Annotated in this window: 14 protein-coding genes and 1 tRNA gene; 7 read left to right on the forward strand and 8 right to left on the reverse strand. The window is 70.9% G+C overall.

What is annotated here, in order from left to right:
• Nucleotides 1-2: 2 nt before the first annotated feature.
• The 4 genes from ACWEFL_RS27420 to ACWEFL_RS27435 all read left to right on the forward strand — a co-directional run bounded on the left by ACWEFL_RS27420 (nt 3) and on the right by ACWEFL_RS27435 (nt 1,827).
• Nucleotides 3-374: a DUF742 domain-containing protein gene (locus ACWEFL_RS27420; RefSeq protein ID WP_451717318.1), complete on the forward strand. Its 372-nt coding sequence runs from the start codon at nt 3-5 to the stop codon at nt 372-374.
• Entirely contained in the window at nt 352-1,041 is a 690-nt protein-coding gene (locus ACWEFL_RS27425; protein WP_451717320.1) for a GTP-binding protein, read from the forward strand. The genes ACWEFL_RS27420 and ACWEFL_RS27425 overlap by 23 nt, the downstream gene beginning before the upstream one ends.
• 208 nt (nt 1,042-1,249) lie before the next feature.
• Nucleotides 1,250-1,615 (forward strand): MmcQ/YjbR family DNA-binding protein, encoded by a 366-nt coding sequence (locus ACWEFL_RS27430; protein WP_451717322.1) that lies wholly within the window; start codon nt 1,250-1,252, stop codon nt 1,613-1,615.
• Nucleotides 1,616-1,750: 135 nt separating this feature from the next.
• Nucleotides 1,751-1,827, forward strand: a tRNA-Pro gene (locus ACWEFL_RS27435).
• A gap of 202 nt (nt 1,828-2,029) precedes the next feature.
• Here the strand turns inward: ACWEFL_RS27435 and ACWEFL_RS27440 are convergent.
• From ACWEFL_RS27440 to ACWEFL_RS27475, 8 genes are all read right to left on the reverse strand, one after another.
• On the reverse strand, nt 2,030-3,553 hold the full coding sequence (locus tag ACWEFL_RS27440; protein WP_451717324.1) for an amidohydrolase: 1,524 nt from the start codon (nt 3,551-3,553) through the stop codon (nt 2,030-2,032).
• Nucleotides 3,550-4,203 (reverse strand): FMN-binding negative transcriptional regulator, encoded by a 654-nt coding sequence (locus ACWEFL_RS27445; protein ID WP_451717326.1) that lies wholly within the window; start codon nt 4,201-4,203, stop codon nt 3,550-3,552. The genes ACWEFL_RS27440 and ACWEFL_RS27445 overlap by 4 nt, the downstream gene beginning before the upstream one ends.
• Before the next feature lie 17 nt (nt 4,204-4,220).
• Nucleotides 4,221-5,300, reverse strand: coding sequence for an ABC transporter ATP-binding protein (locus ACWEFL_RS27450; RefSeq protein WP_451717328.1), 1,080 nt, complete (start codon nt 5,298-5,300; stop codon nt 4,221-4,223).
• Nucleotides 5,290-6,306 (reverse strand): ABC transporter ATP-binding protein, encoded by a 1,017-nt coding sequence (locus ACWEFL_RS27455; protein WP_451717330.1) that lies wholly within the window; start codon nt 6,304-6,306, stop codon nt 5,290-5,292. The genes ACWEFL_RS27450 and ACWEFL_RS27455 overlap by 11 nt, the downstream gene beginning before the upstream one ends.
• A 12-nt stretch (nt 6,307-6,318) precedes the next feature.
• A complete protein-coding gene (locus tag ACWEFL_RS27460; RefSeq protein ID WP_451717332.1) occupies nt 6,319-7,224 on the reverse strand; it encodes an ABC transporter permease in 906 nt (301 codons plus the stop codon).
• Nucleotides 7,217-8,140: an ABC transporter permease gene (locus ACWEFL_RS27465; RefSeq protein ID WP_451717334.1), complete on the reverse strand. Its 924-nt coding sequence runs from the start codon at nt 8,138-8,140 to the stop codon at nt 7,217-7,219. The genes ACWEFL_RS27460 and ACWEFL_RS27465 overlap by 8 nt, the downstream gene beginning before the upstream one ends.
• A complete protein-coding gene (locus tag ACWEFL_RS27470) occupies nt 8,137-9,594 on the reverse strand; it encodes a M14 family zinc carboxypeptidase (protein ID WP_451717335.1) in 1,458 nt (485 codons plus the stop codon). Before ACWEFL_RS27470 ends, ACWEFL_RS27465 begins: the two co-directional genes overlap by 4 nt.
• 72 nt (nt 9,595-9,666) lie before the next feature.
• Nucleotides 9,667-11,262 carry a peptide ABC transporter substrate-binding protein gene (locus ACWEFL_RS27475; RefSeq protein WP_451717337.1) on the reverse strand — a complete coding sequence of 532 codons (1,596 nt, stop codon included), beginning with the start codon at nt 11,260-11,262 and terminating at the stop codon, nt 9,667-9,669.
• 169 nt (nt 11,263-11,431) lie between these two features.
• Between ACWEFL_RS27475 and ACWEFL_RS27480 the strand changes: the two genes are divergently transcribed.
• From ACWEFL_RS27480 to ACWEFL_RS27490, 3 genes are all read left to right on the forward strand, one after another.
• Entirely contained in the window at nt 11,432-12,367 is a 936-nt protein-coding gene (locus tag ACWEFL_RS27480) for a transposase (protein ID WP_451717339.1), read from the forward strand.
• A gap of 568 nt (nt 12,368-12,935) precedes the next feature.
• Nucleotides 12,936-13,997, forward strand: coding sequence for a FecCD family ABC transporter permease (locus tag ACWEFL_RS27485; RefSeq protein ID WP_451717356.1), 1,062 nt, complete (start codon nt 12,936-12,938; stop codon nt 13,995-13,997).
• A gap of 92 nt (nt 13,998-14,089) precedes the next feature.
• Entirely contained in the window at nt 14,090-15,178 is a 1,089-nt protein-coding gene (locus ACWEFL_RS27490) for a FecCD family ABC transporter permease (RefSeq protein WP_451717358.1), read from the forward strand.
• Nucleotides 15,179-15,312 lie beyond the last annotated feature (134 nt).

The following is a 15,312-nucleotide window of genomic DNA, read 5'->3' on the forward strand; positions in this document are numbered from 1 at the left end:
CCGTGCCGCTTCCCCCCGACGGACCGTTGCTCGACGACGCCGCGGGCCGGCTGATCCGCCCGTACACGGTGAGCGGCGGTCGGACCCGTCCGACCGCCGCGCTCGATCTGCTCTCCCTGGTGATGGCCACCGGAACCGTGCCCCGGACACAGCTGGGACCGGAACACGCACTCGCCCTCGGCCTCTGCGGCGGCCCGACCTCGGTCGCCGAGATCGCGGCCCGTTTGAAGCTGCCGGCCGTGGTCACCAAGGTGTTGCTCTCCGATCTCGTGGACTGTGGAGCGGTCACCGCGCGAGCGCCCCGCCCTCATGACACACCGACGGACCGCTCTCTGCTGGAGGCAGTGCTCGATGGCCTACGACGACGGCTCTGAACAGGGCACCGAGCCCGGAGCGGGACAGGGAACGGAACCCGTACCCGGAACCGAACCCGGAAGCAGCAACTCCCCAGTCGAGGGCGGCGTCTTCCCGACCGCGCTGAAGATCCTGGTCGCGGGCGGCTTCGGGGCCGGCAAGACGACGTTCGTGGGAGCGGTCAGCGAGATCGATCCCCTGAGCACGGAGGAACTGCTGACCCGGGTCGGCGTGGAGACGGACCCGCTGGAGGGCGTCGAGTCCAAGACGACCACCACCGTCGCCATGGACTTCGGCCGGATCACCCTGGACGAACGCCATGTGCTCTATCTCTTCGGCACGCCCGGCCAGGAGCGCTTCTGGTTCCTGTGGGACGAGTTGTGCGAGGGCGCGCTCGGCGCGGTCGTCCTCGCCGATACCCGTCGGCTGGCGGACTCGTTCCCCGCCGTGGACTTCTTCGAGCGCCGCGGCCTCGGATTCGCCGTGGCCGTCAATGAGTTCGACGGCTCCTACCGGTACGAACCGGAGGAGGTACGGGCGGCCATGGACCTCGGACCGGAGGTGCCGATAGTGCTGTGCGACGCGCGAACAGCCAGCTCAGGCATCGGAACCCTGGTCACGCTCGTCCAGCACCTGCTCACCACGGTGGTGCCGGCACCCGTGCGGATCGGCGGAGCCACGCCATGAGGTACGGCCCTGCGGCGGCGGTCCGTTGCGGCGCGAACCGGTCCGGCGTGACCTTCACCCGGCGACGCCGGGCGTGACTCCCGGCGGTGCGGCGACGCATCGGGCGTCGTCGCACCGCGACGGGCCGAAGCGCCCGGAGCGCGGCGGCGACGTACCGCCGTCACGGTCGCTCGCGGGCGATGTCAGTGCGGGGCCGTACGGTCGTCCCATGGCCACTGCCGACGATGCACGCAGACTCGCGCTCTCGCTCCCCGGTGCCCTGGAGAAGCTCGCCTGGGGTATGCCCACCTTCCGCGTGGATGGCGGACGGATCTTCGCCTCGCTCGACGACGAAGACCGGGTGATGGGGGTGAAATGTCCCAAGGAGGACCGGGAGGAGCTGATCGCCGCCGAGCCGGAGAAGTTCTTCCTGCGCCCCGGCCACGACGACAACTACGCCTGGCTGAGGGTCCGGCTCTCCGCGTTGGAGGACGACGGAGAGCTGTACGCGATCCTCCTCGACTCCTGGCGCCAGGCCGCCCCCCGCCGACTGCTGACCGCGCACCCCGACCTGGCCCAGCCGCCGACGGGTTGAGCCCGGCCCCGGCGAGACCCGGCACGCCTCCCCGGGAGCCTGGGTGCCCGGAAAGCGGTTCGTGATCATCGCTCCTCGTGCGGTATCGTTCTCATGCGCGTTCGGCCCGGGAAACCCCCAGGCCAGGGCGGGCATCGGGACGTGGCGCAGCTTGGTAGCGCACTTGACTGGGGGTCAAGGGGTCGCAGGTTCAAATCCTGTCGTCCCGACCAGCGTTTTCGCAGGTCGTAGGCGGTATCGGAGTGATCCGGTACCGCCTTTCCGGCGTTTTGGGGACCAGTTGGGGGCCACGGGGTCCAGCGGCGCCGTCCGGTTGACGGCTGGACGGCGAGGCCGAGGGGCGCGCGGACGGGGTTGAGGTGGCCGGACGGTCGGCACCGCGCCGTGGATGGCGCACAGCCGGTCCGGGCGGTGTCAGGACGGTGGGTGGGTCCATGCCCCGGCGAGCATCGTCGCGTGGACCGGCATACCGCGCAGCGTGTCGACGTCCGCGGTGAGCGGGTCGGCGTCGGTGATCACCAGGTCCGCGCGGTCGCCGACGCGGATCAGACGGCGGCCCTGGGCCGATCCGGTGAGCGCGGCCAGGACGGGGATGCGCTGTTCGGGGTGCCACGGCGGGCGCTCGTCGTCGGTCCGGGTGACCGCGGAGGCGATGGTCAGCCAGGGGTCGAGCGGGGCGACGGGGGCGTCGGAGCCGAGGGCCAGGCCGGCTCCGGACGCCAGCAGATCGGCGAAGGCGTACGCGCGGTGCGTACGGCCCGCCCAGTGCCGGTCGGCGACGTCCCGGTCGTCCACGGCATGGGTCGGCTGGACGCTGACGGTGACGCCGAGTTCGGCGAAGCGCGGAATGTCCTTGGCGGCGAGCAGTTGACCGTGCTCGACCCTGCCGTGGCAGCGGACCGCCTCGAACGCGTCAAGGGCCATCTCGTTGGCGCGGTCCCCGATCGCGTGCACGGCGGGGACGAGGCCGTGGCCGGACGCCCGGCGCAGCAGCGAGACGAGTTCCCGCGGGGACACCTCCTCCAGTCCGTGGGAGCCGGGCGCCTCGGGAGCCAGGCCCGGATACGCGTCGTGGCACAGCGCGGTCCGGGTGTTGAGGGAACCGTCGGTGAGCAGCTTGAACGGCCCGACCTCCAGCAGACCGCCCGAGGCGGGGAGCACCTGGCCCGTGCGCAGGCCCCGGTCGATCGCCGCTTCCAGGTCCGTGGGCCAGATCGCCGCCGCCACCCGCAGCGGCACGGCCGCGCCGTTCATCCGGCGGGTCCAGGCCATGATGTTGTCGGCGTACTCGAAGTCGACGATGCCGGTGACCCCGCGTGCGGCGGCGGCCACGCAGGCTTCGCGCACCCATCGGTCCGACACCTCCGGGGGGACGGCGGTGAGTTCCGCGACAGCGCGCATGCTCTCGCCCTCGCGCAGCAGTCCGGTGGGGTGGTCGCCGCGCTCCACTGCGGCCAGTGCGGCCGAGTTGAGCCAGGCGGCGTGCAGATCCATGCTGATCAGCAGGGTGGGGCGGTCCGGGACGAGGGTGTCCAGCAGTTCCTTGTGCGGGGCGTCGGGCCACAGCCCGTCGCGGAAGCCGTAGCCGATCAGCGGCTCGCCGGGCGGCAGGGTGGCGGCCCGCGCACCGGCGGCGTCGGCGGCGGCCCGTGCCGAGCCGGCGCCGGACAGATCGAGTCGGCGCCGCACACCGGCCCATTGGAGCATATGGACATGTGCGTCCCACAGCCCCGGCAGGAGGGTGCGTCCGTCGAGGTCGAGACGGTGGCCTTCGGCCGTCGGGGCCGCGCCCGCCGGGTGGACCGCTGTGACGAGCCCGTTCTCGATACGGACGTCGCTCAGCGGTCCGCCCGCACCGAGGTGGACCCGGGACAGGGTGACCGGTGGCGCGGCCGCGGGTCCGGTGCCGCGCACCGCGGTGGTCGGGAGCGTGGTCATGGCTTCCTCCGGATGTCACGCATGGCACGGGCGAGTTCGGGGTGGGCGTAGGGCTGATCGGACTCGAGGGCCTTCACCAGCCGGTTGACGACTTCCTCGGGCTCATCCTGGCTGAGTTTCGCCTTGGCCGTCACCCTCGTGGCGGGCAGCCGGAACCCTGTGACGCCGACGGCGATGCGCTGGGCGTACTCCTCGACCCGGCTGAGCCGCCAGGGCTCGCGGGACCGGGCCTCGAAGTGGTCGACGGTGGCGGACAGGACGCCGTAGGTATCGGCCGGGGTGAGGATCTCGGGGCGGCCCTGGACGTGCAGGACGGTGAAGTTCCAGGTGGGGACGTGCGGTGTCTTCTCGGTCTCCCCGTACCAGACGGGTGAGACGTAGCCGTGCGGTCCCTGGAGCACCACGACGACGTCGTGGGAACCGAGTTCGTGCTCCTCCGCGTCGGTGCGGGCCAGATGGCCGAGCAGGGTGAGCGCGGTGTTCGCCGCCTCCGGCCCCTCCGGTGGGGTGCGGTCGACCAGTACCGGCAGATGGGAGACGACCGGGCCACCGCGCGCGGTGTTGCTGATCAGGGTGGCCCAGGGGTGGGCACGGGTGAGATCGCGGATCCACCCGGGGTCGTCGACCCGGAAGATCTCCTGTCGCAGCATCTGTTCCTTTCCCTCCGTCAGCTCTCGGGGAAATGGCAGGCGATCCGGTGCCGGCCGCCGGACTCGGCCTGGTCCGGCTCGGGCCGTTGTTCGGTGCACACCTTCTCGCTCTTCCAGCAACGCGTGTGGAACGGGCATCCCGCCGGGGGCCGGGCCGGGCTCGGGGGGTCGCCCTGGAGCACGATGCGGCCGTCCCCGCCCCGGCGGCGCGGGTCCGGCTCGGGAACGGCGGAGAGCAGGGCCCGGGTGTAGGGGTGCCTGGGGCGGCTGTACACGGTGTCGCGGTCGCCCTGCTCGACGATCCGGCCCAGGTACATGACGGCGACCTCGTCGGCGATGTTCCGGACCACGGCCAGATCATGGGAGATGAACACGTACGACAGCCCGAAGGTCCGCTGCAACCGCTTGAGTAGATTCATGACCTGCGCCTGGACCGACACATCGAGGGCGGACACCGGCTCGTCGCAGACGAGGATCTTCGGCCGCAGGGCGAGCGCGCGGGCGATGCCGAGGCGCTGGCGCTGGCCGCCGGAGAACTGGTGGGGGTGACGGTTCGCGTGCCCCGGATCGAGCCCGACCATCTCCAGCAGCTCACGGGCGCGGGCCGAGCGGTCGTGTTTCGCCGCCGGGTCGCGGTGGATGTCCAGCGGTTCGCGGACGATCTCCAGCGCGGTCATCCGGGGATCCAGCGAGGTGTAAGGGTCCTGCATGACGAGCTGGATGTCCCGCCTGCGGCGGCGCAGCTCGGTTCGCGGCAGGCGCAGCAGGTCCTCGCCCTCCACGAGCACGGTGCCCGACGTGGGCCGCTCGAGCGCCAGCAGGAGCCGGGCGAGGGTCGACTTGCCGCAACCGGACTCGCCGACGAGCCCGAGCGTGGTCCCGCGCGGCAGGGTCAGATCGACGCCGTCGACGGCCCGGACCGCCGCCCGGGTGCGGACGGTGCCGAGCAGACCGCCGGAGCCGTAGTGCTTGACCAGCCCGCGTGCTTCGAGCAGCGCGGTGCCGGCCGGGGCTCCGGCCCGGGTGCCGTCCGGGAGGGGGTGCCGGCTGTTGTGGTTGTTCTCGACGTCGTCGACATCCTCGATGTCATCGGGCACCGGAGACCTCCAGCGGGTAGTGGCAGGCGACGAGCCGTGAGGGCCGGGCCGGGAACAGTGTGGGGCGGTTCGCCGAGCAGGGCTCACGGGCGGCGGGGCAGCGCGGGTGGAAGGGACACCCGGCCGGCAGCAGCCCAGGGCCCGGCGGGGTGCCCGGGATGGGCGTGAGGTCGCTGGGCGGTCCTTCGAGATGGGGTACGGCCGCCAGCAGTCCCTGGGTGTAGGGGTGCGCGGGGCGGTCGTACAGCTCCTCGACCGGTGCCTGCTCCACGATGTGCCCGGCGTACATGATGGCGACCCGGTCGGCCGTTCCGGCGGCGAGTCCGAGGTCATGGGTGATCAGCAGCAGCGCGGAGCCCGTCTCTTCGCGGAGTTCGGCGAGCAGTTCCATGATCTGGGCCTGCACGGTGACGTCCAGGGCGGTGGTGGGTTCGTCCGCGATGAGGACGTCGGGACTGAGTGCCATCGCCGTCGCGATCATGACGCGCTGGCGCATGCCGCCGGAAAGCTGGTGCGGGTAGTCGCGGTAGCGGCGGGCCGGGTCGGGGATGCGGACCTGGGCCATCAGCTCGACGGCACGGGCGCGCGCCTCGCGACGGCCGACCCCCTCGTGGGCCCGGATCGCCTCGGCGATCTGGAAACCCACGGTGAGCGTGGGATTGAGGGCGGACAGGGCATCCTGGAAGATCATCGCGATGTGTTTGCCGCGCCGGGCGCGCAGTGCGTCGGAATCCAGCGTGAGCAGATCCGTGCCGCGGTGGCGGACGCTGCCGCCGACCCGGGCGGTGGCAGCGGGGATCAGGCCCATCAGCGCCATCGCGGAGAGGCTCTTGCCCGACCCGGACTCGCCGATGAGTGCGAGGGTCTCGCCCTGGTGCAGGGCGAAGGAGACCTCGTGGACGACACGCCGGGAGACCGGAGCGCCCTCGGCGCGGGACAGCAGATCGACGGTGAGGTCTTCGGCTTCCAGCAAGGGAACCGGTTCGGCGGAAGCGCTGCCGTTCATGGCCATCTCCGGTCACCGGCCTTTCGGGTCCAGGGCGTCACGCACCGTGTCGCCGAAGGTGATGAGCACGAACACGGTGAAGGAGAGGAACAGCCCGGGGAAGATCAGCAGATGCGGATGGGTCCGGAAGGAGTTCTGCGCGCCGGCGAGCTGAAGCCCCCAGGAGATCGAGGGGGACTGCAGCCCGACGCCCAGGAACGTCAGCGCTGCTTCGGCGACGATGACGCCGCCGACGGTGATGGTGGCGAGGACGAGTACCGGGGTGAGGGCGTTGGGGAGGATGTGCCGTCGGACGATGTCCCAGGGGCCGGAGCCGAGACTGCGGGCCATCACGACGTAGTCGGCCTCGCGCACCGAGCGGACGGAGGAACGGACGACCCGGGTCATGGTCGGCCAGCCGAAGAGCGCCAGCACGGCGGCCACGGTCGGTATGTCGCGGGTGGTGACGGCGTTGAGGACGACGATCGCGCCGAGCAGAAAGGGAAAGCCGAGGAAGACGTCGGTGAGCCGGGCGATCACGCTGTCCACGATCCGGCCGGCCATTCCGGCGAGACAGCCGAGGACGAGCGCCACCGCCAGGGCGCAGCCCGTGGCGAGGAAGCCCACTCCGAGCGAGGCACGCGCTCCGTGAATGACGTTGGCGTACAGGTCGCAGCCCTGGACGTCGTAGCCGAAGGGATGCCCGGCGGACGGCCCGTCGGCGCTGCGCGTGAGGTCGCAGACGGCGGGGTCGCCGTTGCCGAACCAACCCGCGAACAGACCCGGTGCGGCGGCGACGAGGACGAGCAGCACAACACAGCCGCCGGTGAGCAGAAAGGCCGGGCGGCGGCGCAGTTCGCGCCATGCGCCGCCGCCCGGGGGAGGCGGGGCGGCACCGGGCACGGTGTCGCCGGGTGGCGCGGTCAGGGTGTCAGTCATGGCGGATCCTCGGGTCCAGGAGGCTGTTGAGGAGGTCGACCAGGACGCTCGCGGCGAGGAAGATCAGGATCAGGGCGGTCGACACCCCCACCACCGTCGGTCCGGAATGGCCCCGGATGGCCTGGAAGAGGAGCTGGCCGATACCGGGAAGATTGAAGACACCCTCGATGATCACGGTGCCGCCGAGCAGAAAGCCGAGGTCGACGGCGAGGTAGGTGACGGCCGGGATCAGGGAGTTGCGCAGCACATGGACGCCGACCACCCTGCGCCGGGTGAGTCCCTTGGCTACGGCGGTACGGACGTAGTCGGCCCGCAGATGGTCGATGACCTCCGCCCTGACCAGCCGGGACACCGACGCCAGTCCGAAGGCGGCGACGCACAGCGCGGGCAGCAGATAGCTCGTGGGCCAACCGTCGGTGACCCCGGCGACCGGGAACAGCTCCAGTTTCACGCCGAGGATCACCTGTGCCGTGTACGCGAGCACGAACACCGGGACCGAGGTGGCGCCGATGGTGAACGCGAGCACCGTGCGGTCCGTCCAGGTGCCCCGGCGCAGCGCCGCGAGCACCCCGAGGCCGATGCCGACGACCGCCTCGATCACCCAGGCGGTGAGGGCCAGCTTGATGGTGACCGGCCAGCGGTCGGCCATCTGCTCGGCGACGGGACGTCCGGTGAAGTCCGTACCCAGGTCGCCCTGGAAGAGTCCGGCCAGGTAGTGGCCGTACTGGACGATCAGCGGGTCGTCCAGATGGTGCTGTTCGCGCAGTGCCCGCGCCACGCTCGGGGCCAGCGGCCGGTCGCCCGCGAGCGCGGCGATGGGGTCCCCGGGCAGCACATAGGTCATCGAGTAGATGACCAGGCTGATGCCGAAGAAGACGACGAGTGCCTCCAGCAGACGGCGGATCAGATAGGTCATCGTGGTTCCCCGGTGTGGTCCGGGCGGGTCGCACCGGTGCCGGCGGAGCGAGCGTGGTCGGCGGCGGCGAGGAGTGCGGCGTACTGGATGCCGGCCAGGGTGGAGATCGCGATGGGATCACCGGTGACCGGCTCGGCCTCGCGCTCCCAGGTCTCGTAGACGGCGAGCAGTTCCCGGTGGCACCGGCGTACTTCGGGGGTCGCGGTGCCGGCGGCCAGTTCGGCGTTGAGGGCCCGCAGCAGCATGCCGCCGACGCGGATGCGGAAGCTGTGCACGCTCGCCTCGCAGTCGTATCTCTCGGCGACCGTCGCGGCCCGGTCGGGCAGAGCGGCCACGCGGGCCGACTCCACCGCGGCGACCTCGGTCAGGGAGGGGACGAAGTCGCGCACCGCCCGCAGGAAGGGGGTCGGGATGTTCAGATCGGGGCTCGCCCGGTCGAGGATGCTCCCCAGATACGCGCCGGTCTCGCCCAGCGCCCGGGCCCGGCGCCCGACGACCTCGCCGTACCGCTCATCGGCGGGCGTGCCGTCGTCGGCGTCCGGGTGGCTCCAGTGCGGCACCTCGGTGACGAAGTAGAAGGTGCCGTACCGTTCGGTGTACGCGGCGCTGGACGATCCCGCGATCTTGGCGCCGGCGTCGACGCCGAGCCCTTCGAGATAGTCGTAGGCGTCCTTCATATCGATGCAGCCGTAGACGGCTGGGGCGTAGCGGGGGATGTGCGCGGCTTCCGGTTCGCCGGTCGCCAGCGGCATGCCGAGGGAGGCGGGGATCTCGGCGAGTACGCCGTACAGCTCGGGGGCCGGGCGGTTCATGTAGTAGTAGACACCGCCCGTCTCGCAGTTGTGCAGGGTGGTCAGAAAACGGGGGCGGGTGGTGTCCAGCAACCGCATCAGCGCCAGTGTCTCGGGCAGGACCCGGTCGAAGTAGGCGTTCTTGTACGCGAAGGGGAAGGTCCACTCGACCTGCTGGTCACCGGCAGGCCGGTAGAAGTGGCGTCCGTAGGCGCGCTTGTCGGCGGGGGCGGCGAACCAGCCTTCGTTGAGCCGGGCCCCGTCGGGGTCGACGCAGGGCACGATGTGCCAGGGACCGCCGAAGCGGGCCCGCAGCTCCGGCTGCTCGCACAGGGTGGTGGCGAGGTGCAGTGTCGTCACCGCACCGACCGGCTCGTTGGGATGGACACCGCCGACGACGACGTATCCGCCCGCTTCTCCGGCGGCGGGGCGGCCGTCCCCCACGGTGAAGGAGTACAAGGGTTCGCCGAGCGTGGAGGTGCCGATCCGGCGCTCGGTGACCAGGCCGGGGTGGAGCGCGGCCAACTCCCGGAACCGGCTGAGGAGTTCGTCCACGGTCGGGTAGGCGCGGGTCTCCGGGAGGGTCACCGCGTGCCGTACCCAGGCATCGGGTCCCGCTGCGGAGGTGGCGGAGGCGAGGGGATCGGACGTCGCGGCTGTCATGAGGGTGCGGATCTCCAGGGTGGGAAGGAGGGAGGCCGGCGGGCGCGGTGCGGCCGGGCGGTTCGGGGTGGGTCAGTCCGTGACGGAGACCCGGGTGAGATCGACGTCGGCCGGACCCACGGTCACATCGGAGACCCGCTCGGTGCTGGCGTAGACATAGCTGCCGTAGAAGAGCGGGATCACCGGGAAGTCCGCCAGGATCGCCTTCTGGGCATCGTTGTAGAGCCGGTTCGCCATGGCCGGATCGGTAGCGGCGTCGGCCTGGCTGAGCAGTTTGTCGACGCCTTCATCGCTGTAGCTGCTGCACATACAGCCGCCGCTCTCGGTGAAGATGCCGTACAGGGTGTTCTGCATGCTCGGGTACAGGGCGCCCCAGCGGGCGTGCGAGAGTCCGGTGATCTTCTTGCCGATCACCTTCTCGCTGAACTCCGCCCAGTCGGCGGTGGGTACGGCCCGGACCTGGCTGATGCCCAGATTCTGTCTGAGCTGGTTGGCGATCGCCTTGTACAGCTCGTCCAGGCCGAGACCGCCCGGGTAGGTGATCGTCAGCTCCCCGGACCAGCCGCCCGCCTCGTCGAACAGCTTCTTGGCCGCCGCCGGGTCGAAGGCGCAGGCATCGCACAGCCCGGTCTGCGCGCCGACCTCGGAGGGCGGGGTCAGCGAGGTGGCCGGGGTGTACAGACCGCCGTAGATGGCCTTGTTCACGGCGGAACGGTCGATGGCCATGGACAGGGCCTTGCGCAGCCGTACGTCCTTGAACCGGTCGCCGAACAGCGGCAGCGCGATGAACTCCAGCGAGGGCGCCTCATAGGTGTGCAGCCGGTCCCCGAAGTCGGCCTTGGCCTGGCCGAACTTGCTGATCGGCACGCCGATCACATCGGTGTTGCCCGCGAGCGCGTCGGTGTAGGCGGTGTTGAGGTCGGTGTAGGACTTGAAGGTGATGGCCGACGACTTGGGCTTGGGACCCTGATACGCGCCGTAGGCGGTGACCGTGGCGCCCCCGTCGGGCTTCCAGGCGGAGTCCATCTGGTACGGGCCGTTGCCGATGGGCTTGCGGTCGAACGCTTCGAGGTCCGTGAACGCCGCCTTCGGCAGCGGATAGAAGCCCGTCTGGCTCGGGGTGAGACGGAGCGGGAACTGACTGTCGGGGCTGGAGAGGGTGACTTCCAGAGTGGTGGCGTCGACGGCCTTCACACCCGACAGGGTCTTGACGGACGGCTTGCCCTTGGCCGGGTTCAGCGCCGCGTAGCCCTCGATTCCCGCGAGCTGGCCGTTGCCGGCCCAGCCGTTGGGCCCGTAGGCGGTGGCGTTCCAGGCGTCGGCGTAGCTCTGCGCGGTGACCGGCTCACCGTTGTGGAACTTCCACCCGGGGCGGAGCTTGATGGTCCAGTGCCGGGCGTCCGGGGAGGTGACCGACTCGGCCTGGACGTAGCTGATCTTCCCCTTGGCATCGACTCCGACCAGGGGTGCGAAGAGGACGCGTACCTGGTCGTAACCGATGGTGGTACGGCCCGGAGTGAGATGGTCGGGTTCGCCGACGGCGACCGAGAACCCTCCGGACCCGGCGGCACCGTCTTCGCCGTCGCTGCCGCCGGAGCAGCCGGCCAGGGTCAGCACGAGGGTCAGCGATAGGCTCGCCGAGGCTGTGAGCATGGGTGATCTGCGCAAGACGACTCCCCAGGGATAAAGGGCGGGCACCATGGGCCGGACCGGGAGACGGACCGGGCTGCCGTGATCTCAATGCGGCGCGTACCGTGATCCTGGGCGCGCTCAGGTGCCATGTCAATGCAAAAGTACGAAACTTTTAGCATGAGATGAAAGTTTAATTGGAGGAAGCATGGGCGACGTCGAGTCGGGCGCGGCGCACAACGGGCACGGTGGCGGCGGCGCGTGGAGCCGTGAGGCGTTCGTGGAGGAGATCGGCCTGGTGTGGGAGGAGGGCGGCAGCGGCCGGATGGACGGCCGGGTGGTCGCCTACCTCCTCATCACCGATGTGCCGTACGTATCCTCGGCGGAGCTGGCCCGTGAGCTGCGGGTGAGCGCCGGTTCCGTCTCGCTCGCGACCCGCCGTCTGGTCGAGGCGGGGTTCATCAGACGGCACGCGGTGCCCGGGAAGCGCAGCCACTACTTCCGTGTCGACGACGATGTGTGGGGCAGCTTCCTGGCGGGTGAACGGCGCTATCTGGCCCGGCAGGAACAACTCGCCGAACAGGCCCTGGCCCTGCTCGGCCCAGAGGAGGAGACGCCGCGCCGACGTCTGGGCAATATGCGCGACTACATGCGCTGGGTCCAGGGCAGCCACCACGATCTGCTGACGCAGTGGAAGGCGTACCGGGCGCAGACGGCCGCTCCCGGCGACCGGCAGGACGACTCCTCGTCCACGGGCCGGCGGGACGCCGCGGCGACGGTGGCCGCCGAGGAGTCGCGGAGCCGTTCCTCCGGCGCGCTGGGCCCGGCACTGTCCCGGCGGCTGGTCCCCGACGGGCTGTGGGCCGCCGCTGAACCCCTCCTGCCCGCCGGCCCCGGTGACGACCGGGCGGCCCTCATCGCCGTCGTCTATGTGCTCACCTCCGGCTGCGGCTGGCAGCAACTCCCCGCCCACTTCGGGGTCTCGCACTCCACCGCGCACCGGCGCTTCACCGCGTGGACCAAGAACGGCTTCTGGCAGCGCTGGCTGGACGCCGTGCGCGAGGCGGACGACCAAGCCGGTCTCGCCTGGTGCGAGCTGGTCGTCCAGGCGGCGGCCGACCGCCGTCCAGGCGGCAGGCCCTGACCGGCGCCGGGCTCGCGACCGCGCCGATCAGCGGGGTCCCTCACCAGCTGTGCCGGTACGCCCCGGTCGGGCGGCGCCGACGGTCAGGGGTCCGTGTCAGAGGCCGGTGTCAGGGGCCGCTGCCCGGCACCGGTCGCGCCGGGCTGCGGGGGCGTACGCAACAGGTGCGACAGGGCGGGGCGGCCGGGTACGACGACGGTCGCCGAACCGGCTGTCACATCCCGGCCATGGCGGCACAAGCCGACGAACGCTTTCGCCTGCCTCGCGGCCCTGCCGAGACCGGCCACCTGACCAGTGGACACGTCCCCGACCGCCCACTCCACGAGGACCTGGAGCACCCGGCCACGCGCCGGGCCCGAGCCAGGCCCGCCGGACGGGAAAGAGCCGACAGCCCTGGCCATCGCGACCAGTTGGGCTCAACAGAGCCACGGAAACGGGGAGGCCAGTGGGATGTTAGGGTCACCTTACTAACAAGGTTTGGGCTGAGATCAGGATCTCTTCCTGGCGGCCAGGAGGAGATCGGGTGGTGCGGGACTCGCGGCTGTCGAGGGTCGGAAGACCGTGGGCACTGGGCCGCGCGACAGAAGGAGGAACGTCTACACCGCTGCTCGCGCAGCGACGCAGGCGCAAAGGTGTCCCGGCCATCGCGGTCGGCCTGCTCATCCTCGTCAGCGCACTCGTCGGCGCGATCTGGCTCAGCCTTGCCGTTGGCACGGGACCGGTCGGCACCGATGACGTCCTGTCCGGCGTATTCGGCCCAGACCTCACCGACAAGGGGCAGCTCATCCTCCAAGAGGTCCGTATCCCGCGCACGGTGGCCGGTCTTATGGCTGGAGTCGCTCTTGGGCTGGCCGGGGCCATCATGCAAGGCGTAGCTCGGAACCCGCTCGCCGATCCCGGTCTCCTCGGCATCAACGCAGGTGCTTCCGCCGCTGTGGTCTTCGCCCTGAGCATTCTCGGTCTGTCCGCCCCCGAGCAGTACGTCTGGTTCGGCTTCGCCGGCGCACTTGTCGCGGCACTGATCGTCTACGGCATCGGCGCCATCGGCCGCGACGGCGCGACCCCCGTGAAGATCGCGCTTGCCGGAGCCGCCGCCAATGCCGCCCTCCTCTCCCTCACCACAGCGATGCTGCTGAAGGACACTCGCTCGTACGACCAGTACCGACTCTGGCAGGTCGGCTCGCTCACCGGCAGGGACACGGAGGTCCTCTGGACGGCCCTCCCCTTCGTCGCCGTCGGTACTCTGCTCGCCCTCATCCTCAGCTCCCAGCTCAATACGCTCGCCCTCGGCGACGATGTCGCCCGGGGGCTTGGCCAGCGCACCGGCCTCGCACGCGCCGGTGCCGGCGCGGTGGTGGTTCTCCTGTGTGGCATCGCCACCGTCGTGGCCGGCCCCATCGCGTTCGTCGGACTCGTCGTGCCCCACGCCGTACGCCTGCTCGCCGGTCCGGACCACCGCCGGCTGCTGCTGTTCAGCGCACTGCTCGCCCCCACTCTGCTTCTCCTCGCCGATGTAGTCGGCCGTGTGATCGCTCCACCCGGTGAGGTGCAGGCGGGCATCGTCACTGCCGCGATCGGCGCGATCCCCTTCGTTCTCTTGGTCCGCGGGCGCAAGACGATCACGACGTGACCACCTCCCAGACGACCGGTGCTGTCACCGCGCAGGAGGACCAGACCATCTCCCAGACGACCGGTGCTGTCACCGCGCAGGAGGACCAGACCATGAAATCTGTTCGCGGCGCCACTGGTCAGGCCGCCTCACCTGCCCTGCGGCGCCGACACGAGGCGATCCGCCTCATCACCGCCACTCGCCGCGCCCGACACCGGCGCACCACCGCGGTGTGCGTGCTACTTGCCGCGGCTCTCCTCGTTGTCTTCACCGCCTCACTGTGCTTCGGCGACGTGCCCACCCCTGTTGGCGAAGTTCTGCGCGCCCTGACCGGCCAGGCCGGTGGGGGCACCCGCTTCGTCGTCATCGAACTGCGGCTTCCGCGCTCTCTGCTCGCCCTACTCGTGGGCTGCGCCTTCGGAATTTCCGGCGCCCTGTTCCAAGCGCTTCTGCGCAACCCCCTCGCCAGCCCAGACGTCATCGGCGTCAGCCAAGGTGCCAGTGCCGCGGCAGTCGTCGCCAGCGTAGGGCTGGGCCTCAGCGGCATGGGCATCTCGCTCGCCGCCTTGGCCGGCGCCCTCCTCAGCGCGACCGCCATCTACGCGCTCGCTTGGCGCCGAGGCGTCTCGGGACAGCGCTTCGTGTTGATCGGAATCGGTGTCGGAGCCGCACTGTCGAGCATCGTGTCCTACCTCCTGACCAGCGCGGAGGTCACCAGGGCCCAGGACGCCCTGGTCTGGCTCACGGGAAGCCTCAACGGCAGTGCCCTCGACCAGGTCTGGCCGCTACTGGCCGCCCTCGCCGTCCTGCTGCCCCTGACCGCGATGGCCCATCGCCACCTCGGCGCACTCGAACTGGGCGACGACACCGCCGCTGGTCTGGGCACCCCGGTAAACCGTAGCCGCCTCGCCCTGCTCGGATGCGCCGTCGCCCTTGCGGGTGTGGCCACCGCCGCTGCCGGTCCGGTCGCCTTCGTCGCCCTGATCGCCGCGCCTGTCGCACGCCGCCTCGCTCCCGCCGCGGGTGCGGCAGTGCTACCCGCGGCCCTTGCCGGGGGAGTGCTGGTTGCCGCAGCCGACTTCATCGGGCAGCACCTGCTGTGGTCCAGCCAGTTCCCCGTCGGAGTGGTCACCGGCCTCATCGGTGCTCCCTACCTGCTGTGGCTGCTGGCCCGCACCAACCGGGCCGGCGGAGCAGGTTGAACGCCTCGACCGTGGCCGCCACGAACTCTGCCCCGAACCCCTAGTGTCCTGAGTCTTTATTTCGCTATAGAAGTAGGCTGGGCTCATGGCGCGTATGGGTCGGCCGACGGTCGAGGTGGTTCTGGCGGATGAGG

The sequence above is a fragment of the Streptomyces sp. NPDC004838 genome (genome assembly GCF_053600955.1).